The sequence below is a fragment of the Mariniflexile fucanivorans genome (assembly GCF_004341235.1).
Classification (GTDB): domain Bacteria; phylum Bacteroidota; class Bacteroidia; order Flavobacteriales; family Flavobacteriaceae; genus Mariniflexile; species Mariniflexile fucanivorans.
In genome coordinates, this window is the sequence record NZ_SLUP01000003.1 from 585,964 (window position 1) to 607,499 (window position 21,536).

At 33.1% G+C, this 21,536-nt stretch carries 25 protein-coding genes; 15 read left to right on the top strand and 10 right to left on the bottom strand.

The window, feature by feature from the left end; translation table 11 throughout:
- Position 1 precedes the first annotated feature (1 nt).
- The 5 genes from gpmI (at position 2) to EV196_RS09050 (ending at position 4,105) form a co-directional block, all read left to right on the top strand.
- Positions 2-1,519, top strand: a complete 1,518-nt coding sequence (gpmI, locus tag EV196_RS09030; protein ID WP_132217408.1) for a 2,3-bisphosphoglycerate-independent phosphoglycerate mutase — start codon at positions 2-4, stop codon at positions 1,517-1,519.
- 60 nt (positions 1,520-1,579) lie between these two features.
- Positions 1,580-1,981, top strand: coding sequence for a BT0820 family HAD-type phosphatase (locus tag EV196_RS09035; protein ID WP_132217409.1), 402 nt, complete (start codon positions 1,580-1,582; stop codon positions 1,979-1,981).
- A gap of 57 nt (positions 1,982-2,038) precedes the next feature.
- Entirely contained in the window at positions 2,039-2,857 is an 819-nt protein-coding gene (gene map, locus EV196_RS09040; RefSeq protein ID WP_132217410.1) for a type I methionyl aminopeptidase, read from the top strand.
- Between the two features lie 65 nt (positions 2,858-2,922).
- On the top strand, positions 2,923-3,303 hold the full coding sequence (locus EV196_RS09045; protein WP_132217411.1) for a GxxExxY protein: 381 nt from the start codon (positions 2,923-2,925) through the stop codon (positions 3,301-3,303).
- Positions 3,304-3,340: 37 nt separating this feature from the next.
- Positions 3,341-4,105 (top strand): class I SAM-dependent methyltransferase, encoded by a 765-nt coding sequence (locus tag EV196_RS09050; RefSeq protein ID WP_132217412.1) that lies wholly within the window; start codon positions 3,341-3,343, stop codon positions 4,103-4,105.
- Between the two features lie 113 nt (positions 4,106-4,218).
- Here the strand turns inward: EV196_RS09050 and EV196_RS09055 are convergent, their stop codons facing one another.
- Together EV196_RS09055 and EV196_RS09060 are read right to left on the bottom strand one after the other, a co-directional pair.
- Positions 4,219-5,196, bottom strand: a complete 978-nt coding sequence (locus EV196_RS09055; RefSeq protein WP_132217413.1) for an FAD:protein FMN transferase — start codon at positions 5,194-5,196, stop codon at positions 4,219-4,221.
- A gap of 10 nt (positions 5,197-5,206) precedes the next feature.
- Positions 5,207-5,584 carry a Na(+)-translocating NADH-quinone reductase subunit F gene (locus EV196_RS09060; protein ID WP_132217414.1) on the bottom strand — a complete coding sequence of 126 codons (378 nt, stop codon included), beginning with the start codon at positions 5,582-5,584 and terminating at the stop codon, positions 5,207-5,209.
- A 161-nt stretch (positions 5,585-5,745) separates the two neighbouring features.
- Here EV196_RS09060 and EV196_RS09065 point away from each other — a divergent pair, with 161 nt between their 5' ends.
- The 4 genes from EV196_RS09065 (at position 5,746) to EV196_RS09080 (ending at position 9,260) form a co-directional block, all read left to right on the top strand.
- The gene (locus tag EV196_RS09065; protein WP_132217415.1) at positions 5,746-6,324 is read left to right on the top strand and encodes an RNA polymerase sigma factor; all 579 of its coding nucleotides are present in this window, start codon (positions 5,746-5,748) and stop codon (positions 6,322-6,324) included.
- Positions 6,325-6,327: 3 nt separating this feature from the next.
- A complete protein-coding gene (locus EV196_RS09070; RefSeq protein ID WP_132217416.1) occupies positions 6,328-7,071 on the top strand; it encodes a tetratricopeptide repeat protein in 744 nt (247 codons plus the stop codon).
- A gap of 243 nt (positions 7,072-7,314) precedes the next feature.
- Complete coding sequence (locus EV196_RS09075) at positions 7,315-8,754, top strand: SLC13 family permease (protein ID WP_132217417.1); 1,440 nt, start codon at positions 7,315-7,317, stop codon at positions 8,752-8,754.
- A 56-nt stretch (positions 8,755-8,810) separates the two neighbouring features.
- On the top strand, positions 8,811-9,260 hold the full coding sequence (locus EV196_RS09080; RefSeq protein WP_132217418.1) for a Na(+)-translocating NADH-quinone reductase subunit F: 450 nt from the start codon (positions 8,811-8,813) through the stop codon (positions 9,258-9,260).
- Between the two features lie 78 nt (positions 9,261-9,338).
- On the opposite strand, the gene nqrF is transcribed toward EV196_RS09080, so the two are convergent.
- The 6 genes from nqrF to EV196_RS09110 form a co-directional block, all read right to left on the bottom strand.
- Positions 9,339-10,646, bottom strand: coding sequence for an NADH:ubiquinone reductase (Na(+)-transporting) subunit F (nqrF, locus tag EV196_RS09085; RefSeq protein WP_132217468.1), 1,308 nt, complete (start codon positions 10,644-10,646; stop codon positions 9,339-9,341).
- A gap of 12 nt (positions 10,647-10,658) precedes the next feature.
- On the bottom strand, positions 10,659-11,417 hold the full coding sequence (nqrE, locus tag EV196_RS09090; RefSeq protein ID WP_132217419.1) for an NADH:ubiquinone reductase (Na(+)-transporting) subunit E: 759 nt from the start codon (positions 11,415-11,417) through the stop codon (positions 10,659-10,661).
- 74 nt (positions 11,418-11,491) lie between these two features.
- Positions 11,492-12,136 (bottom strand): NADH:ubiquinone reductase (Na(+)-transporting) subunit D, encoded by a 645-nt coding sequence (locus EV196_RS09095; RefSeq protein ID WP_132217420.1) that lies wholly within the window; start codon positions 12,134-12,136, stop codon positions 11,492-11,494.
- 3 nt (positions 12,137-12,139) lie between these two features.
- Positions 12,140-12,889 carry a Na(+)-translocating NADH-quinone reductase subunit C gene (locus EV196_RS09100; protein ID WP_132217421.1) on the bottom strand — a complete coding sequence of 250 codons (750 nt, stop codon included), beginning with the start codon at positions 12,887-12,889 and terminating at the stop codon, positions 12,140-12,142.
- A gap of 2 nt (positions 12,890-12,891) precedes the next feature.
- Positions 12,892-14,118 (bottom strand): NADH:ubiquinone reductase (Na(+)-transporting) subunit B, encoded by a 1,227-nt coding sequence (locus EV196_RS09105; protein ID WP_132217422.1) that lies wholly within the window; start codon positions 14,116-14,118, stop codon positions 12,892-12,894.
- Positions 14,118-15,473 (bottom strand): Na(+)-translocating NADH-quinone reductase subunit A, encoded by a 1,356-nt coding sequence (locus tag EV196_RS09110; RefSeq protein WP_132217423.1) that lies wholly within the window; start codon positions 15,471-15,473, stop codon positions 14,118-14,120. Before EV196_RS09110 ends, EV196_RS09105 begins: the two co-directional genes overlap by 1 nt.
- A 155-nt stretch (positions 15,474-15,628) precedes the next feature.
- On the opposite strand from EV196_RS09110, the gene EV196_RS09115 reads away from it, so the two are divergent.
- The 6 genes from EV196_RS09115 to rpe all read left to right on the top strand — a co-directional run bounded on the left by EV196_RS09115 (position 15,629) and on the right by rpe (position 20,657).
- Positions 15,629-16,882 (top strand): type IX secretion system plug protein, encoded by a 1,254-nt coding sequence (locus EV196_RS09115; RefSeq protein ID WP_132217424.1) that lies wholly within the window; start codon positions 15,629-15,631, stop codon positions 16,880-16,882.
- Between the two features lie 105 nt (positions 16,883-16,987).
- Positions 16,988-17,374: a Co2+/Mg2+ efflux protein ApaG gene (apaG, locus tag EV196_RS09120; protein WP_132217425.1), complete on the top strand. Its 387-nt coding sequence runs from the start codon at positions 16,988-16,990 to the stop codon at positions 17,372-17,374.
- 504 nt (positions 17,375-17,878) lie between these two features.
- Positions 17,879-18,253 (top strand): hypothetical protein, encoded by a 375-nt coding sequence (locus tag EV196_RS09125; RefSeq protein ID WP_132217426.1) that lies wholly within the window; start codon positions 17,879-17,881, stop codon positions 18,251-18,253.
- Positions 18,254-18,472: 219 nt separating this feature from the next.
- Complete coding sequence (locus EV196_RS09130) at positions 18,473-19,336, top strand: sigma-70 family RNA polymerase sigma factor (RefSeq protein WP_100610046.1); 864 nt, start codon at positions 18,473-18,475, stop codon at positions 19,334-19,336.
- 200 nt (positions 19,337-19,536) lie between these two features.
- A complete protein-coding gene (locus EV196_RS09135; RefSeq protein WP_132217427.1) occupies positions 19,537-19,953 on the top strand; it encodes a BLUF domain-containing protein in 417 nt (138 codons plus the stop codon).
- Positions 19,954-19,994: 41 nt separating this feature from the next.
- Entirely contained in the window at positions 19,995-20,657 is a 663-nt protein-coding gene (gene rpe / locus EV196_RS09140) for a ribulose-phosphate 3-epimerase (protein WP_132217428.1), read from the top strand.
- On the opposite strand, the gene EV196_RS09145 is transcribed toward rpe, so the two are convergent.
- Together EV196_RS09145 and EV196_RS09150 are read right to left on the bottom strand one after the other, a co-directional pair.
- On the bottom strand, positions 20,654-21,070 hold the full coding sequence (locus EV196_RS09145) for a CBS domain-containing protein (protein WP_132217429.1): 417 nt from the start codon (positions 21,068-21,070) through the stop codon (positions 20,654-20,656). The genes rpe and EV196_RS09145 overlap by 4 nt on opposite strands.
- Positions 21,071-21,089: 19 nt before the next feature.
- Positions 21,090-21,515, bottom strand: coding sequence for a CBS domain-containing protein (locus tag EV196_RS09150; protein WP_132217430.1), 426 nt, complete (start codon positions 21,513-21,515; stop codon positions 21,090-21,092).
- Positions 21,516-21,536: the final 21 nt, after the last annotated feature.

A 21,536-nucleotide genomic window follows, 5' to 3' on the forward strand; every position in this document is an offset into this window, starting at 1 on the left:
AATGAATAAAAAAGTCATCCTAATGATACTTGACGGATGGGGAAATTCTCCAGATCCAAAAGTTTCCGCAATCGATAATGCAAACACACCTTTCATAGATTCTTTATATAAAAAATACCCTTTTGCTACTTTAAGGACCGATGGTTTACATGTAGGTTTACCTGAAGGGCAAATGGGAAACAGCGAAGTTGGCCACATGAATTTAGGTGCTGGTAGAATTGTTTACCAAGATTTAGTTAAAGTTAATTTAGCTGTTGAAAACAAAACTTTAAATACCGAAAAAGTATTGGTTGATGCCTTTAAGTATGCAAAAACCAACAACAAAGATGTTCATTTTTTAGGATTATTAAGTGATGGTGGCGTGCATTCACACATCAAACATTTATTTGGCTTAATTGATGCTGCCAATGATTTTGGATTAAAAAACACCTTTGTTCATGCCTTTACCGATGGACGTGATGTAGATCCAAAAGCTGGATTTGGCTTTTTAACTTCATTAGAAGAGCACATTGAAAATACAAATACCAAACTAGCCACCGTAACTGGTCGTTATTACGCCATGGACAGAGATAAACGTTGGGAACGTGTTAAATTGGCTTATGATGGTATGGTAAATAGTGTAGGCGAAAAATCTACAAATGTTACGAAAACAATGCAACAAAATTATGATAACGATATTACAGATGAGTTTATCAAACCTATCATAATGACCGATAATGCTGGTAATCCTGTTGCCAAAATAAAAGAAGATGATGTGGTTATTTTCTTCAATTTTAGAACAGATCGTGGACGTGAATTAACCGAAGCATTATCTCAAACCGATTTTCATGAGCAAAACATGCACAAATTGAATTTGTATTATGTAACACTTACAAACTACGATGATACTTATAAAAACGTTAACGTTATTTTTAATAAAGACAACTTAACCGAAACTTTAGGTGAAGTTTTAGAAAAAAATAACAAAAAACAAATACGTATAGCTGAAACAGAAAAATACCCACACGTTACGTTCTTTTTCTCGGGTGGACGTGAGGAACCTTTTAAAGGTGAAACGCGTATTTTGCGCAACTCCCCCAAAGTAGCTACCTACGATTTACAACCCGAAATGAGTGCTTTCGAGTTACGTGATGCTTTAATTCCTGAATTGAAAAAAGGTGAAGTTGATTTTGTATGCTTAAATTTTGCCAATGGTGATATGGTTGGACATACAGGCGTGATGGCAGCTGCTATTAAAGCATGTGAAGCGGTAGATGTTTGCGTAAAAGATGTCGTAACAACGGCTCTTGAAAACAACTATACAACCATACTTATTGCAGATCACGGTAATTGCGAAACCATGATTAACCCAGATGGATCTCCAAATACAGCCCATACTACAAACCCCGTTCCAGTAATTTTAATTGATAAAGATTTAAAATCTATTAAAGATGGCGTTTTAGGCGATGTTGCACCTACTATTTTAAAGCTAATTGGTGTTGAACAACCAAAAGCAATGACACGACATGCTTTAGTATAATAAGTTTTCAGAAAATAAATTATTGTACTTTTGCATTGAACCAAATTTATCATAATTTAAATGAAATTTACCGAAAACTTAATTATAGCTGTCGATTTTGATGGTACTATTGTTGAAGACGCTTATCCTCAAATTGGCAAACCAATGATATTTGCCTTTGAAACCTTAAAAAAACTTCAAGAAAGAGGGCATCGTCTCATTTTGTGGACTTATAGACATGGTTCAAAACTAGACGATGCCGTTCGTTTTTGTGAAGAAAACGGCGTACATTTTTATGCTGTTAACAAAAGTTTTGCTGAAGAAAAATTCAATAACGATATGAGCAGAAAAATTCATGCCGATTTGTTTATTGATGATAGAAATATTGGTGGCTTTATAGGTTGGGGCGAAATTTATCAAATGTTAACCAACACCAATCCACCAATACCAGAAAAGAAAAGCTTTTTTGATTTCTTCAAGTAACTAATTTGAAAAAGCTATTACTCGCATTTTAAGTATCTTTGCCATTATTTTTTAAGTATGATTGTAGTGAAAACAAAAGAAGAAATTGAATTAATGCGCGAAAGTGCTTTGATAGTATCTAAAACTTTAGGTGAAATAGCCAAAGCCTTAAAACCAGGTGTAACCACCTTAGAATTAGATAAAATAGCCGAAACATGTATAAGAGACCACGGAGCTATTCCAGGGTTTTTAGGATTATATGATTTTCCTAATACCTTGTGTATGAGCCCGAACACACAAGTAGTTCACGGTATTCCAAATAGTACGCCTTTGGTAGAAGGCGATATTATTTCTATAGATTGTGGTGCTTTTAAAAATGGTTTTTATGGCGATCATGCCTATACCTTTGCTGTTGGAACGATTGATGCCGAAACAGAAAAACTGCTTCAAGTTACAAAAGAATCATTATACGTTGGTATTCGGGAATTTAAAATAAATAATCGTGTTGGCGATGTTGGTTTTGCTATTCAAAAATACTGTGAAGACCATGGCTATGGTGTAGTTCGTGAATTAGTAGGTCATGGTTTAGGTAAAAAAATGCACGAAGACCCAGAAATGCCTAACTATGGTAAACGAGGTAGAGGAAAAAAATTCGTAGAAGGTATGGTTGTTGCCATTGAGCCTATGATTAATATGGGAACACACCGCATAAAACAACATAACGATGGTTGGACTATAACTACTTTGGATAATAAGCCCAGTGCCCATTTTGAACACGATGTCGCCATAGTAGATGGTAAACCTGAGTTACTTTCAACGTTTGCATATATTTACGACGCATTGGGAATTACTTCTAATGAAGAAGATGAATTTAGACAAAAAGCTTTAGTGCTTTAAAGTTATTAAACTAAGATTCACAAAGACGGCACTGAGACACACGGAGAACTAAGCTTCAACACCATATGATTTACAACAAAATTACTGAAAACATTATTGGTGCTGCAATTGAAGTTTATAAAGCGCTTGGACCGGGTTTGCTTGAATCTGCCTATCAGGAATGTTTGTTTTATGAATTAAAAGCGATGGGATATTCTGTTATAAAAGAAACAACACAGCCCATAGTTTATAAAGATATAACATTGGACCATGGCTATAGAATAGACCGCCTTGTTGAGAATAAAATCGTTGCTGAATTGAAAACAGTTGAAAAGTTTACAGACGTACATACAGCTCAAATATTAACATATATGAAATTAGGAAATTATCCTTTAGGTCTCCTTCTAAATTTTCATACTAAACTTTTAAAAAACGGCATCAAACGTTTTATTAATAATCCTCAGTGAATCTCTACGAATTTTCTGTAAAACTCTGTGAAACAACTTGAAAAAACTTTTCAAAATAATTTTAAATACAATACCAAGACCTTTACTAATTAGGTTAAGTTATGTTATTCGTCCTGTTTTAGCTTTTATTTTAAGAGGAAATACTTTTACGGACCCTATAGACGGAAAAAGTTTTAAAACCTTTTTACCTTACGGATATGGCAAACAACGCAACAATGTGTTATCACCTTCTACTTTAAGTTTAGAACGCCACAGATTGCTTTGGTTATATTTAAAAAATGAAACAAAGTTTTTTTCTGAAAATTTAAAAGTATTACATTTTGCTCCCGAACAATGCTTTTTAAAACGTTTTAAAAGCTTAAAAAACCTAGATTACACTACAACCGATTTACTTTCTCCTATTGCTGATGTTAAAGCGGACATTTGCAACCTTCCTTTTCCAGATAATACGTATGATGTTATTCTTTGCAATCATGTTTTAGAGCATATTCCTGATGACACGAAGGCTATGCAAGAATTATACAGAGTCATGAAACCTGGTGGTATGGGTGTTTTTCAAATTCCGCAAGATCTAACAAGAGCTACTACTTTTGAAGATAACACCATAACGGATAAAAAAGAACGTGCTAAAATATTTGGACAATACGATCATGTGCGTGTATATGGTCGTGATTATTTTGATAAATTAAGAAGTATTGGTTTTAAAGTTGAAGAAGTTGATTACAACTCTACTCTTTCCGCGGAAGCGATAAAAAAATTCTGTTTAGCTACAGGCGAAATTATCCCTGTGGTTTACAAATAATTGCAAACAAAAAAAGCTGAGTTGATATAAAATCTCCCCAACTTTTTTATTGATTAATAGCATCTATAGGACACACCATTTTCTAAATAGTCACATGTATATTTTAAAAAAAATTATTCTGGTTTTGGAAAATTATTTAACGACATGGTTTCCAATTCCTTATTGTCATTCTCAAAAACAAAAAAAACTTTAAGTTCTGGATGTTTTTTTAAAAAAGCTTTCACTTTTTCAATACCCATTGCTTTAAATGCAGTTGCATAAGCATCAGCTGTCATACAATCTTTAGCGATAACAGAGATACTTAATAAATTTGTTTTACTTGGATAGCCCGTTTTTGTATCTATTATATGTGCGTAACGATTTCCGTTAGTATCTACTTTAAACTTTCTGTAAGTACCCGAAGTTGCCATGGCTTCATCATGTACTTCAATTGCTTCTAAAATGGATTGTTCACCATCAAAATGTGGCATCTCAATGCCAATTTTCCAAGGAGATTGTTTTTCTGTGTTTTTTCCTCTTGCTCTTATTTCACCACCAATTTCAACTAAATAGTTTTTAATATTTTTGCTTTCTAAAAACTCGCCAATAACATCCACACCGTAGCCTTTTGCAATAGCATTAAAATCTATAAAAGTGGCTTTTGGTTTTATGATTTTATTATCAATTCGTTTTACTTTATTTAAGCCAACGGACAGCATTAAACTATCAATTTTTAAACTATCCAGATTCACTATTTTTTCTTCTGGACCAAAATCCCATGCATTTACAACGGCGCCAATAGTGGGGTCGAAAACACCTTCGGTTAGGTTATAAATATCTTTTGAAGTTTCAAATACTTTTATAAAATGTGCATCAACTAAACCATCTTCATTTCTATTTAACTTAGAAATATCTGAATCAGCTTGATAGGTGGACATCGAATTATTAATAACATAAAACAAACTATCAATTTGAGTTTGATAATTAATTTCAGAATTATAAATTATTGAATAACTGGTGCCAAAAACAGGACCTGAAAGTCTGGTGTTTACGGTTTCTTCTTTGCAAGAAAACGCCATAAAAACCAAGAGTAAAGTATATTTAATTTTCATGCTTTTGTTACTAATTTAAATTAGTTTCTAAAACTTGTATGCCATTGTATTCCAACAAATAATCCTGATTTAAATAAATCGGCTCTTTCTCGCCAACAACATTACCTATACCAACACCTGCATAAAGTACTTTGGCGTCCTTTTCCCTAGCATGTTTTTTAAAAGATTCCATCCAAATAACATCATAATTATTAGGGTTATCGGGTAATATAACGACTCTAACAATTACAAAATAATATTGCTTGTTTTTATCAATACACACAAATTGAGGATGTTTTTTCAATTTACTATTTACAGCAATAAACTCAAAACCACGCTGTTCTAGATCTTTCCCAACATGGTTCATTGCTAAATTGTGTAATTCTTGTTCTGTAAGTGCTTTACTCATATTACAAAAATAAAATAAATGTTCTGATTGATGATGACATTTTAAAACAATAACGATGTTAAATAAACAAAAAAGTAGATAAACGAATAATAAATCATTTAATAGCATAGTATTTGAACTCGTTTTAAATAATTGTATCTTCACCATTAATTGCCATAGTTATGGGACAAGCAAACAAACTTGAACATCAAATTAAAATGATCGATGCTTTTAAGGGCAATGATACTATTGCATTAAAAGAGTTTTACATATCCAATTATAAAAAAATTGAAGTGTTGATTCTAAAAAACAGTGGTAATTTAAGCGATGCAAAACATATATATCAAGAAGCATTTATTACAGTTTGGAATAATATAAGAAATGATGCTTTTACCCCAGCCAACAACTCCACTTTAAGCGATTACCTGTATACCATAGCAAAAAACAAATGGATGGACACTGTACGCTCTAATCAGTATAAAAAAACAAAAGTACTTAAATCTGAGCACACACTATCTATTAAAAATGAAGGAGATAAAACTGTTATCGAATTAGAAGATAAAAAAATAAGCAAAGCTATGGAAGCTTTCAAAAATTTAGGACAACCATGCAAACAACTATTAACAACATTTTATTTTGACAAGAAATTGTTGCAAGATATTGCTACAGAATTAATTTTAGATGAAACTTCTGTTCGTAATAAAAAATTCCATTGTATGAAAAAATTAGTTGATAACGTTTTTAGCATTAAAAAACCCTAAATATTGAAAGATAATAGCAACATATCGCAAGAAATATTTGAAGCCATAGAACGCTATATTAACGGCACTATGGAACCTAGTGAATTAAAGGATTTTAAAGATTATCTTAAAATTGATGCCGAATTCAAATCCCAAGTTAAAGATTACAGAATAATAATTCAAGGTGTTAAAAATCAATCATTAAAAGAAGAATTAAACACGTTTCATGATGAGATTATCAAGTCTGAAATACCTAAAGCCGCTTTAAAAAAAGCGCGTTATTTATTTATTAGTAAAATTGCAGCTATGGCAGCTATTATTGTAGCTATTGGCAGTATATGGTTTTTTAGCAGTTCGCCAAATCAAAAAATTTATGCCAATTATTTTAAACCATACCCAGGTTTAACAGCTACCATGAGTGACACAGAAAACCTTGATTTTTACGATGCTATGGTGTATTACAAACAGAAAAAATACGATTTAGCCATAGAAAAATGGCAAGTTTTGAGCAATAAAAAACCTGATAACGATACGTTGAATTATTTTCTAGGCATAGCATATATGGCAAACAAAAATGTAGATAAAGCCATTCCTTTATTACAAAAAACCATTGAAACCAGTCATTCAGGTTTTTCGTTTATATACGATGCCTATTATTATCTAGGATTAGCATACTTAAAAGAGGGCGATATCAATCTTGCTAAAAAATATCTAACATTAAGCAACACCAACATTTCTAAAGAGATTATTTTAGAACTGCCCAATTAAAATCAAACTTTTTACTATACTAATGTAGTAATCGTTTTTCTTCAAAATAAAATTTATTAAAACCAATTTATAAAATTCTAAATCGTTTGTTGCAACAAGTGCAGTGATATTGAAACATTTGGCACATTGACATAGAGTGTCATATTGTATCAAAAAAAATTAAAAGCGAGCAATTTTTAAAGAATTAATTTCTGAAACTAAATTTGTGTAACTTTAAAAAATCTAAACAACCATAAGACTTAAATGACCAAACAACCAACCTCGAAAATAATAGGGCTTTTTTTGGGCCCTATATTATTCATTATATTCCTATTATTACCTTTTGAAATTATATCTAAAAATGCCGATACGGTTATTGCTACCGCATTATGGATGGTTTTTTGGTGGATTACCGAAGCTGTTTCCATTTCGGTTACAGCACTACTTCCTTTAATATTATTTCCTCTATTTAAAGTGATGCCCATTGAAGCGGTTGGTGCTAATTACGGCAGTCCCATCGTATTTCTATTTTTTGGTGGTTTTGTTCTGGCTTTAGCGCTAGAAAAAGTGAATCTACACAAACGGATAGCATTAAGTATTATTAAAAAAACAGGAACTACACCAAATAAAGTCGTGCTTGGTTTTATGATTGCAACTGGTTTTATGAGTATGTGGATAAGCAACACGGCGTGTACTGTTTTCATGCTGCCAATTGCGATGTCAGTTATACAATTACTTATTGATGATGCAGATGGCTATACAAAAAGCGACCAAAATTTTGCGATAAGTGTTATGCTTGGCATTGCATTTGCTGCCAATGCTGGTGGTATTGCCACCGTAATAGGCACACCACCTAACTCCATTTTAATTGGATTGTTAGAAAACGAATATAACATTGAAATTTCGTTTTTTAAATGGATGCTTATTGGTTTACCATTTTCTATTTTATTAATAACCATTATTTATTTCATTTTGGTAAAAGGGTTTTTTCCAAATAGTGATTTAAAGTTTAATGCTTCAAAAGAAGTTATAGATTCTGAACTTGAAAAATTAGGAAAAATATCACCCAAAGAGAAGCAAGTTTTAATAGTGTTTAGCGTTGTTGTTTTTCTTTGGATTTTTAGAAGTCTTATTAATTCGTTAATCCCAAATTTAGATTTATCAGATACGATGATTAGTATTTTTGGGGCAATAACTTTATTTGCTGTTCCTTTTAACTTAAAAAAGGGAGATTTCATCTTACAATGGAATGACACCCAAAAACTAGCTTGGGGTATTTTAATTCTATTTGGTGGTGGTTTAGCTTTGGCAAATGGCATGTCGGCTAGTGGTATTGTTGATATTATCGCAAAACAAATATCTCAAAGTAACATTAGTATTTTAATAACAGCAGCCTTACTTATCGTACTCATGCTTTTTATGACAGAGCTAATGAGCAATGTTGCCTTAACCGCTGTATTAGCGCCTGTTGTTGCTGGTATAGCCTTAGGTTTAAACGTCCCCATACTACATCTTTTAATACCTGTAACCATTGCGAGTAGTTGCGCTTTTATGCTACCCATGGCTACACCCCCAAATGCTATTGTTTTTGCTAGTGGATATGTAAAAGTGAGTCAAATGGCACGTGTTGGTATTGTAATTAATTTAATTTCCGCAGGGTTATTAATTCTTATGTTTCAGTTTGTTATCGGATTGGTTTTCTAACATTAATAGGAAAACTGCAGAATTTTTAATAACTTAGAAATAAAAATTTCTGAGAAATGAAAACTTCAATCCGTTTAGAACAAGCAGTTCAAAAACTGTATAATGCATTTTATAACAACGAACTGCACCCAGAATGTTGTAAGCAATGTGCCGTTGGGAACATACTGGATAATTCTGATAGCTGGAAGCATCTATCAGACCAACACGGTGCTTTAGAGTTAAATTATCTTGGAAATGTGCATCAATCCTTTGGTCGTAAGTTTAATGGCTATACACCTTTGGAATTATTACATATAGAAGCTACTTTTTTAAGAGCGTGTGGTTACCAATTACCGTTTCATCATAAAAACAAAAAACCTAAAAACCCAACCGACAAAGATGTTTTGTTTAAGGGACTTACCGCCGTAGTGACTCTTTTATGTTCGTTAGATGGCATTCCTAATTTTATGGATTATACTAAGCTTTTTGAATTTAAAAATGAAAAACCTAGGTTTCAAATTGCATAAAAAAACCAGCACTTTTAGTACTGGTTTTAAAATTTATCTTTTAATTTTTCTGATTAACAGAATCTTTTTTCATGGATTCTATCCACCAAAGTCATCAAATCTAATATTCTCATCGGGTAAACCAAAATCTTCACCCATTTTTTGAACTGCTTTGTTCATTAATGGTGGCCCACAGAAATACAATTCTATATCTTCTGGGGTTTCATGCTTACTTAAATAATTATCGATCACACAATTATGGATAAATCCAACAAAGCCATCACCAGGTGCATCAATATCAGCTTTAACTTTCCAGTTATCTTCTGGTAAAGGTTCTGATAATGCTAGATAAAACTTAAAGTTTGGAAAATCTTTCTCTAATTTATGGAAATGATCTAAATAGAATAACTCACGTTTTGAACGACCACCGTACCAGTAAGTTACTTTTCTACCCGTTTTTAAGGTTCTGAAAAGGTGATATAAGTGAGAACGCATGGGCGCCATACCTGCTCCACCACCAACATAAAGCATTTCAGCTTCAGATTCATTAATGAAGAATTCACCGTAAGGTCCAGAAATAGTTACTTTATCTCCTTTTTTCTGATTGAAAATGTATGATGATGCAACACCTGGATTTACATCCATCCAACCATTTTTATTTCTATCCCATGGTGGTGTTGCAATGCGAACGTTTAACATAATTTCGCGTCCTTCAGCAGGATACGAAGCCATAGAATACGCACGCTCAACAGTTTCACTATTTTTCATAGTTAAGCTCCACAAACCAAACTTATCCCATTCAGCTTTAAACTTATCGGGTGTTTCATGTTCTTCTGGATGCGCTGTAATATCCATATCTGAATATTTCACTTCACATGGGGGAATTTCAATTTGAATATATCCACCAGCTTTGTAACCCATATCTTCTGGAATTTCAACAACAAATTCCTTAATAAACGATGCTACGTTATAGTTACGAACCACAACTGCTTCCCATTTTTTAATACCAAAAACTTCTTCTGGAATGGTGATGTTCATGTCTTGTTTCACTTTAACCTGACACGCCAAACGTGCACCATGTTGCAACTCTTTACGTGTAAAATGTGGTGTTTCGGTTGGCAACGCTTCACCTCCACCAGATAACACATGGCATTCACATTGAATACAAGTTCCACCACCACCACAAGCTGATGGTAAGAATATTTTTTGATTTCCTAAAGTTGATAGTAAACTACCGCCTGAAGCAACTTCTATTTTCTTTTCACCATTAATGGTAATTGTTACGGGACCTGATGGTGATAATTTTTGTTTTACAAACAATAGTAATGCTACCAACAATAAAGTAATAATTAAAAAAGCTGCTACTGTTGCTATTACTGTTCCTAATGTACCTGCGACTAATAAAATCATCTCGTTCTGCTATTTAGATTTATTTAGATTAGTAATATTTTGATTATTGTTACCAACCATCATCTTTGTATCTTCAGATTTCTTATCCAATTGAGAAATTTCTTTATCTCCTTCTTGAACTACGGTTCCTTTTGCAACTTCGGGTTCATCACCTCCTGTTAACATGCCTCCGAAACTCATAAAACCTATAGCCATTAAACCAGTAATGATGAATGTAATACCTAAACCTCTTAATGCTGGTGGCACGTTGGAATATCTAATTTTCTCACGTATGGCTGCAATAGCTAGAATTGCTAAAAACCATCCAATTCCAGAACCAACTCCATATACGGTAGCTAAACCTAAAGTTGGAATTTCACGCGATTGCATAAATAATGATCCTCCTAAAATAGCACAGTTTACTGCAATAAGTGGTAAGAAGATACCAAGTGAGTTATATAATGATGGAGAAAACTTCTCAACCACAATCTCTACCAATTGTACCATAGTTGCAATGGTAGCAATAAACATGATGAATGATAGGAAGCTTAAATCGTAATCTGCATAATCGGCACCTAACCAAGCTAATGCTCCTGGTTGTAATAAATATTGATCCAATAACCAGTTTAAAGGGACTGTAATTGCCAATACAAAAATAACCGCAGCACCAAGACCAACTGCTGTATTTACTTTTTTAGATACTGCTAGGTAAGAACACATCCCAAGGAACGTGGCAAACACCATGTTATCTATAAAAATTGATTTTAAAAATAATTCTAAATGTTCCATATTATTTTAAGTTTTCAGTCTCAGTCTCAGTTTACAGTGATTAATGTTTACCGCGACTGTTAACTGTATACTGATTAGTCTTCTATTAATGCTTTATTTCTTGAACGTTGTACCCATATAATGATTCCAACAACTATTAATGCCATAGGTGACAATAACATAAATCCATTGTTTTCATATCCGATGGCGTACAAGCCTGTTTTTTCGATTGGATCGCCTAAAACTTTAAAACCTAATAAGGTACCAGACCCTAATAATTCTCTAAAGAAACCAACGATTATAAGAATTAAACCGTAACCAGCAGCATTACCAATACCATCTAAAAATGAACGCCAAGGCCCATTTGCCAATGCAAAAGCTTCAAAACGCCCCATGATAATACAGTTGGTAATAATTAAACCTACGAAAACCGATAATGTTTTACTTAACTCATACGAGTAAGCTTTTAGTACTTGGTCAACAATAATTACTAATGCAGCAACCACTACTAATTGAACAATAATTCTAATTTTTGAAGGAATGATATTTCTCAATAATGAAATAACCACATTTCCTATTGCTAATACCGCCATTACTGAAACTGCCATTACAATAGATGCTTTTAGTTGCGCCGTAATAGCCAATGCAGAACAAATACCTAAAACCTGAATAGTAATTGGGTTGTTATCTGCTAACGGATCGGTGATTAATTTCGAGTCTTTTTTTGATAAAAGTGCCATAAATTAATTATTTTTTAAATTATCAAAATAAGGTTTGTAAAGCTTTAAGTCGCTTTTTATCATTGCTGTAACTCCATCACCTGTAATGGTTGCTCCTGCAATTGCATCTACCTCATTATCTGTTTTATTTTCATTTTTTGGATCGGCATTACCTTTCGCAACCGTTACACCTGCAAAATTACCTGCTTCATTCAACACGTGTTCACCAATAAAATCGTCCATAAAGAAACGCTCTTTAATATTAGCTCCCAAACCTGGCGTTTCACCTTTATGATCGAAATAGGCACCTTGAATTACCATATTTTCATCTAAAGAGATATAGCCCCATATAGCATCCCAAAGTCCTTTACCATAAATTGGTGCTACATAAAAGGTCTTTCCATCTTTTTCACCAATAAATAAAGGTAACCTTCTAACGCCACCAGATTTTACTTTTGCTTGTTCCTTTTTAACATCTATTAAATACGCTTCACTATTTTCGGTTACGTTTGCACCCTCAATAACTAATTGTTTTTTAATGTATTTTGAAAACAAATCTGCAGCCTCTTGTGTAGATACAAACGATGCACTACTTTCATCATTATTATTTACACCCATAGCATATAGAATATTTTGTTGTTTTTCTATACGTTGGTTTTCTGTAATTTTCGGTTTCAATGAAGAAGCTGTAAATGCTAATAAAGCCCCTACAATTACTACCATTGCTATTGCAAATAGAATTGTATATGAATTTTTATCTGTTCTATTTTCCATCGTTAAGCCGTTTTTACTTTTAAACGTTTCATTCTTTTCTTCACATTGCCTTGAACCACATAATGATCGATTGTTGGTGCAAAAACATTCATTAACAAGATAGCTAACATCACTCCTTCTGGATACGCTGGGTTAAACACACGAATTAAGATTGAAATAAATCCAACTAAAAATCCGTAAATCCATTTTCCTTTATTGGTTTGAGACGCTGTAACAGGATCGGTAGCCATAAATACGGTACCAAAAGCAAAACCACCAATAATTAGATGTTCCCAAAATGGAGTGCTCATTAATCCGTAAAACTTGCTTGATTCTGTTATAACACCTGCATCAACGATTTGATTGAAGATAAGTCCCATGACTATAGCTCCCACAGCAGATGATAACATGATTCTCCAGCTTCCTATTTTTGTAAATATTAAAAATAAACCTCCTAATAAAATTAAAAGTGCAGACGTTTCACCTACAGACCCAGGAATAAAGCCTAAGAACATATCCCAAGTTGAAAAAGCAACCTCTTTCCCTTGCGCCAAACTACCTAAGATAGTTTCACCAGAAATAGCATCTAAGTTTGCCCCCGCAGCAATTTCCCTTGTTCTTTCAACAGCACCTTCAACCCATACTTTATCTCCAGACATCCATGTTGGATATGCAAAGAATAAAAAGGCTCTAATAGTAAGTGCCGGATTTAAAATATTCATTCCAGTTCCGCCAAAAACTTCTTTACCTATAACCACACCAAATATTACAGCGACTGCCAACATCCAAAGTGGAATATCAACAGGCACAATAAGTGGCACTAACATACCAGTTACCAGGTAACCTTCTTCAACTTCGTGTTTCTTAATGATAGCGAATAAGAATTCAATTCCTAAACCAACACCATAAGAAACAATAACTAATGGAATTATTTTCCAGAAGCCAATAAAGAAGTTATCTAAAGTCCAAAATTCAGCACTAAAAAAACCTGAAGTAACCGCTTGAATATCACCTACAGCTAAATTGTGTTGGTAACCTGCGTTAAACATTCCGAAAATTAAACATGGTATCATGGCCAGAATAACCGTGTTCATGGTACGTTTTAAATCGTCGGCAACTTTTATATGAGTTCCATTATGTGTGGTCTCATCTGGCAAGAATAAGAAAGTATGAAGCGCACCAAACGCCGGAGCCATTTTAGACCCCCTTAACTTTCTTTTTAAAATATGTAATCGTGTTTTTAAATTCATTACCCTATTTCTTTAAGCATTACATCTAATCCTTTTCTAATAATCGCTTGATGTGGTTGTTTAGACACACATACAAATTCTGTTAACGCAAAATCTTCTGGCGCAACTTCATACATTCCTAAAGATTCCATTTCATCTAAATCTTGATACATACAAGCTTTTAGTATTTGCAATGGATAAATATCTAAAGGAAATACCTCTTCGTAACCACCGGTAACAACAAATGCACGGTGCTCACCATTGGTATTGGTGTTCAAATCGTATTTTTTATTAGGTGTTAACCAAGAAAATGTTAACGCTCTTGATGTCGATATTTTATTAAACACAGGTTTTGTCCAACCGAAAAACTCATAATCATCACCTTCTGGAATTACCGTAATCACATTACTGTAATAATCTAAATTTCCGTCTAGTTTAATTTCTTTTCCGCTAAGTACATTTCCAGAAATAATTCGATCATGGATTCTTTTAGAAGCTCCTTTATCACTTATCATAGTTGAAACCTCTGCACCTATTTTAGTTATAAAATATCTTGGTTTTTCTATTTGAGAACCTGCTAAAGCGACGATACGCTCTGCATTAAATTTGCCTGTTAAAAGCAATTCGCCAATAATAACTAAATCTTGTGCGGCAACCGTCCAAACAACTTCACCTTTATTTACAGGATCTACCCTGTTAATTAAAGTCCCCACATTTCCTGAAGGATGTGGGCCCGATACTTTATGAAGCGTAATACCTGACAAACCCGCTAATGGCGATGCTGAACTTGCCCCTACCGACACATGTACTTTCCCTTCGGTAAGTTTCCCAAGTGCCGTTACAGCTGCTTGCAATTCAGCTTCTTTACCTTTAAGGGTAAAATCCAAATCGGCCGCCAAAGGAGCACTTGCATAACCAGAAATAAAAATAGCCTTAGGCGATTTATCTGGGTTTGCAATCACATCATACGGTCGTTGCTTTACAAAAGGCCAACAACCAGAAGCTAACAAATGCGATTTTACCTCGTTTGGTTTAGCTGCATCTATATTAAACACACCGTTATCTTGGTATGTTTGCTCTTTGTCTGCTTGAATATTAATAGATAGAATTTTGCGCTTTTCACCACGAGCAATTTCTACAATTTCACCAGAAACTGGAGAAACGAACTTAACGCTTTCGTTAGATTTATCGAAAAAAACAGGTGTTCCCGCTTTTACTTTAGCTCCAACTTTAGAAATTAATTTAGGTGTAACGCCGTGAAAATCTTGAGGCCTTAAAGTATAAAAGTTGCTTAAAACAGCCTTTTCCAAGGTTTTTTCAGCTTCACCTTTAAGTTTAATGTCTAGACCTTTTTTAATGCGAATGTCGTTTGACATATTTTTTGAATTGAAATTATTTGTCTAAAAATAGGTGCAAAAATACAAATTAAAAATACAGTTTTCATAATAAATACTTAGAAATTTTATTCAACAATCAGAATATACTAGTTGGGCATAAAATTTGCTTATATTTACAAAAAACTATCGCTAAAATGCCTTCAATAAAGTATAAATATTCCTTTCTTTTTTTAATTATTCCATTATTGTGTTTTAGTCAAGTTAAAGAAGTTGATCCTCCAAGTTTTATAAAAACCATCAATTTTAAAGGAAACACGGCAGAAACCCAGTTGCCTATTTTAAAATTGGGCGAATACGTGGTTTTAGAATTTGATGCTCTTAACGGAAATGAAGATGATTACTATTATAAAATAGACCATTACAATTACGATTGGACACCTTCCATTTTAGTAAAATCGGAATATATGGATGGTTTTGACAACCAACGCATCCGAAATTATGAAAATTCATTCAACACCCATCAAATATTTTCGCATTACAAACTTACAGTTCCTAATGAGCAAACAAAACGCTTAAAAGTTTCGGGGAATTATTTATTAAGCGTTTTCAATAATTATGACGAACTTGTTTTTTCAAGAAAATTCATGATTTATGAAGATCAAACCACTGTTGGGGTAAGCATAAAACGAGCACGCGATATTCAATTTATTGAAGAAAAACAACGTGTTGAAATCATTATCACATCCAACAACACCCAAATAAATAACCCAACACAAACGGTAAAAACGGTAATTGTTCAAAATAACAACCTAAATACTGCACTTTATAACCTTAAGCCTCAATACACTTTAGGCAATCAATTAATTTATAGATACGATAACGAAACCAGTTTCTGGGGCGGTAACGAATATTTATTTTTTGAAAATAAAGATGTTCGTGCTGCCAACACCGGTATTCGAGCCATCGATTTACAAGAACTATATCATAACTATTTATTTACTAACGTAGAACGTGCCACCAAGCCCTACACTTACAACCCAGATATTAATGGAAATTATGTTATTACCGTTTTAGATGCTGAAGACCCTAGCATTGAAGCCGATTATGTTTGGATACATTTTTCACTACAACCAACCGAAGCTCTTATAAACAAAAACATACATGTGTACGGAAACTTTAACAATTACGTTATTGACGAAAGTACCAAATTGGTGTACGATGAGCGTAATAATGTTTTAAGAAATGCCATCCTTTTAAAACAAGGATTTTACAACTATAAATTTGTGATAGTAAACAAAAACGGAAGTTTGGATGAAGGCGCCATAAGTGGTAATTTCTACCAAACCGAAAATAATTACAAAGTGATAGTATATTACAGAGATTTAGGGGCACGCTACGATAAAATTATAGGTTTAGGCGAAGGCAGTTCGGTCAATATCTCAAATTAAACACGTCTTTTTACTAATTTTTAAGCCAAACATGTTAAAATGCGACCATTAACACTTAAAATTTAGTATTTTAGCATCATAAACCTAAAACACCCCAAAGTTAAAATGGTTCAACAAGTTACACAAGGGATAAAAATTTCCGTAGAAACCACCTACGAAGGCTCATTTTATAAAAACTATAAAATACAGTATGCCTTTGGCTATACCGTAACGATTGAAAACCAAAGCAAAGACTCCGTGCAGCTTAACGCACGCCATTGGGAAATTTTAGACGCATTAAACAATGTTGAAACCGTTTCTGGCGAAGGCGTTATAGGCAAAAAGCCCGTTTTAAAACCCGGCGAATCGCACACCTACACATCAGGATGTTTGTTAACCTCGCCATTTGGTGCTATGCAAGGGTTTTACAGCATGGTAAACTTTACCACAACAAAAAACTTTAAAGTAACCATACCCACATTTAAACTTAGCGCACCTTTTGCTATAAACTAATTCATTATTTCTAGATTTACTTTTTTGATGCTTCCTTTAGTAATCGCATCATTCATAATACAAGATTATTATTTGGGCGTTCCCTTTATCCTGAAAAAAAGTTCAGGATAAAGGTCGCGCTATACACTACTAGTTTTGGCTCGCTGCGCATACTCGCCAAAAGCTAACCGTTTCTATCGCTAACGCACACATAGCCAAAGTCAGTTCTATCCTTAAAATAAATGGTCGTACTAACACAGAAAGTAATCTGTTTGTTTATTTTCAACAACTTAAATACAGTTTAGTTCCTCACGATAGGCTAAAAAAAGCACTTTTTTTGGTCAGCATTATGAAGAACTAATATATTGTGAATAAATCTACATTGGAAAATTACGTATTATGTCTCCAATTAACTATCAAATTCAACTACTTTTATTCAAATAAACCAACTTTATATATATTTTATAAAACGTTAAATCCTGTTAAAAATTTGTTTTCCTCCTCATTTTCATTATATTACGAGTTATGATATACGAAGACAAAGCAAAATATTCAGACATTTTAGAGAACTCCATTACCTATTTAGAAAATAGAGGTTTTGAAAACATTAAAGCAGACATGGAAGGTTATGAAACCCCAAAATCATACTCCAAAGCAGGAAGTGACATTACTATTACCCCAGATATTGTTGCAGAAAAAGAAGGCAGAAAACATTATTTCGATATTAGTTTAAAATCTGAAAAACCAAAATTACTAAAGTCTAAATGGCTGTTTTTAAATACTTTAAGTAATTTAAAATCATCTAGATTTAAGCTTATAACCACTCGCGGACATTATGCTTTTACCCAAGAGATGTTGAACGACACCAATCTTACCAACAAAACACCCATTAGAATTTGAAACTAATTTTTTAGTACTACACTGCATTAACGATAGAAGTGGCATCCTTTTTTGAGGCACAAAAAAAAGATATAACGGATAGCGTGACCTTTTTAAGATTTTTGGGTCTTAAAAAGGGAATGCAAAAATAAATTGCATTTTTTTGTAACATTTTTTGATATAGTTACGTATAACCACTGAATAATAATATTCATTATAAACTTACAGGAGCACTTATAGATGAGACAACTTAAAATCACGAAGCAGGTTACTAACAGGGAAACCGCTTCGTTAGACAAATATCTTCAAGAAATTGGAAAAGTTGACTTAATTACCGCAGACGAAGAAGTAGAATTAGCACAACGTATTAAAGCTGGCGATCAAGCCGCTTTAGAAAAGTTGACTAAAGCTAATTTACGTTTCGTTGTATCGGTAGCTAAGCAATACCAAAATCAAGGCTTAACATTACCCGATTTAATTAATGAAGGTAATTTAGGTTTAATTAAAGCCGCACAACGTTTTGATGAAACTCGTGGTTTTAAATTTATATCTTACGCCGTTTGGTGGATTCGTCAATCGATTCTTCAAGCTTTGGCTGAACAATCTCGTATTGTACGTTTACCTTTAAACAAAATTGGTTCTATTAACAAAATTAATAAAACATTTGCCTTTTTAGAGCAAAGTCATGAGCGTCCACCTTCTGCAGAAGAAATTGCAAAAGAATTGGACATGACTATTAACGATGTTAAGGAGTCAATGAAAAATTCTGGTCGCCACGTAAGTATGGATGCTCCTTTAGTTGAAGGTGAAGATTCTAACTTATACGATGTATTAAATAGTGGCGAATCTCCAAATCCAGATAGAGAATTATTACACGAATCTTTAAGAACTGAAATTGAGCGTGCTTTAGAAACGTTAACACCTCGTGAAGCTGATGTTATCCGTCTATACTTTGGTTTAGGGAACCAACACCCAATGACTTTAGAAGAAATTGGTGAAACGTTTGATTTAACTCGTGAACGTGTACGCCAAATTAAAGAAAAAGCAATTAGACGATTAAAACATACTTCTAGAAGTAAAATATTAAAAACATATTTAGGTTAGTAATTTCATATAATTACGACTAAATTAAAGCAACAAACAGTTACACATAACTGTTCGTTTTTTGATTGATGAAAGAACCCTCGGCTGATTACCGAGGGTTTACTTTTTTATTCAAAAACCTTTAATTAACTTATCAAGACAGTGCTTCTTACATTTTTTTCATAACTTGTACGCATTGACCTAAACAAATTAACCACCACATGCTTAAAACTATTTGCTATATCAGTGATTCTGTACATGATAAGTCCATCAAAATTCTTGAAGATTTATATTTAAAAGCTAGAACCAACAATTCAAAAAACAATATTACAGGTATATTAATTTATATTGACAGGAGTTTTTTACAAGTTCTGGAAGGTGAAGAAAAAATTGTTGATGAAACCTTTAAAAAAATTAGTATCGATGCTAGACATAAAAACATTTTCAACATCATTGATTCTCCCATTGAACAACGTATTTTTGAAGATTACAATTTTGGATTCACAACTATTAACGATAAAAAAGAACTGAATAATCTTTTTGAGTACTTAAATTGGTTAAAAAATGCCGAATGTGAATGCGCCAACAAAGTGATATCGCTAGTTGAAAATTTTATTGTTAAGAACAAACAATCCTAGAATCAAAACCTTTATTTTTGCACAAAATTAATTCTCTAAAAATGAGCTCTAAGCTAATTGCACCTTCATTACTTGCTGCAGATTTCGCAAACTTACAACGTGACATAGAAATGATCAACCAAAGTGAGGCCGATTGGTTTCATATAGATATTATGGATGGCGTTTTTGTACCGAATATCTCATTTGGAATGCCTGTACTACAAGCCATTACCAAGCATACAAAAAAAATAGTTGATGTGCATTTAATGATTGTGGACCCCGACCGATACATTAAAACATTTGCCGATTTAGGCAGTAATATTTTAACGGTGCATTATGAAGCTTGTCCTCACTTACATAGAACGCTTCAAGCTATAAAAGCAGAAGGTATGAAAGCAGGAGTTTCATTAAATCCGCATACGAGTGTAAGCCTTTTGGAAGACACCATTTGCGACATCGATTTAGTACTTATCATGAGTGTAAACCCTGGTTTTGGCGGCCAAAGTTTTATTGAAAATACTTATGATAAAGTAAAACAACTTAAAGAATTAATTACACGTAAAGGTGCTTCAACCACTATTGAAATTGATGGAGGAGTTACAACTGCTAACGCAAAGGCACTTGCCGATGCAGGTGCCGATGTATTGGTCGCTGGAAGTTTCGTTTTTAAAAGCGACACCCCTATTGACACTATTAAAGAATTAAAAGCTGTCGCTAATTCTTAGTATTGCTTTATATAATAATTTAATAAATCTCTGGTAGTTACAATGCCTGTTAAAACACCATCATCTACAACAGGAAGTGCATGAAACTCTCTTTTAGCTAAAATAGTTGCAGCTTCTCTTATTGAAGTCTTACTGTTTATACAAACTATATTTTTGCTCATTACCTGCTCTATGGAAAAAGCGTTATACACCACTGAATTTATATTGTGAGGATCTTCTGCGGTTTCTGGGATGCTAGTTTTTAAAAAATCGGAATAACTCAACATGCCAATCACCACATCTGCACTTACAACCGGAATGTGCTTAATTTTATACTTATTAAAAAGCTTTTCAGCGCTTTCTAAGTCATCTTCTCTATTTAATGCTATAATGTTTTTAACCATTATTTCTGAAACTGGTTCATTTTGTATCATGTCTTTATGGTTTAAGATTTTAAAATTGTTTTAGTAAATACTTTATTAAATCGGTAGTGGTTACAATGCCAACTAGCTTGTTATTATCTACTACAGGTAAAGCGTGAAATTCTTTGCTTGCTAAAATTTCGGCTACTTTTTTTATTGAAGTTGAAGATGCTACTGTAACAATATTCTTTTTCATTACTTGCTTAATAGTGAACATATTATAAACCATGGCATCAGCATCAGCATCAGATTCCATATTATCTGTAACATCTGCAAAACTTAAGCGAAGTAAATCGGTATAACTCAACATGCCCACAATGGCATCTTCAGAAACCACAGGTATATGCCGTATGTTATACTTTTTAAAAAGTTTTTCAGCTGTTTCAAGACTATCCTTCTTTTTTAATGTAATAACAGGCGTTGTCATTATCATCGAAATTGGCGCTTTACGTATCATACTTTTCAATTTAGATTTACT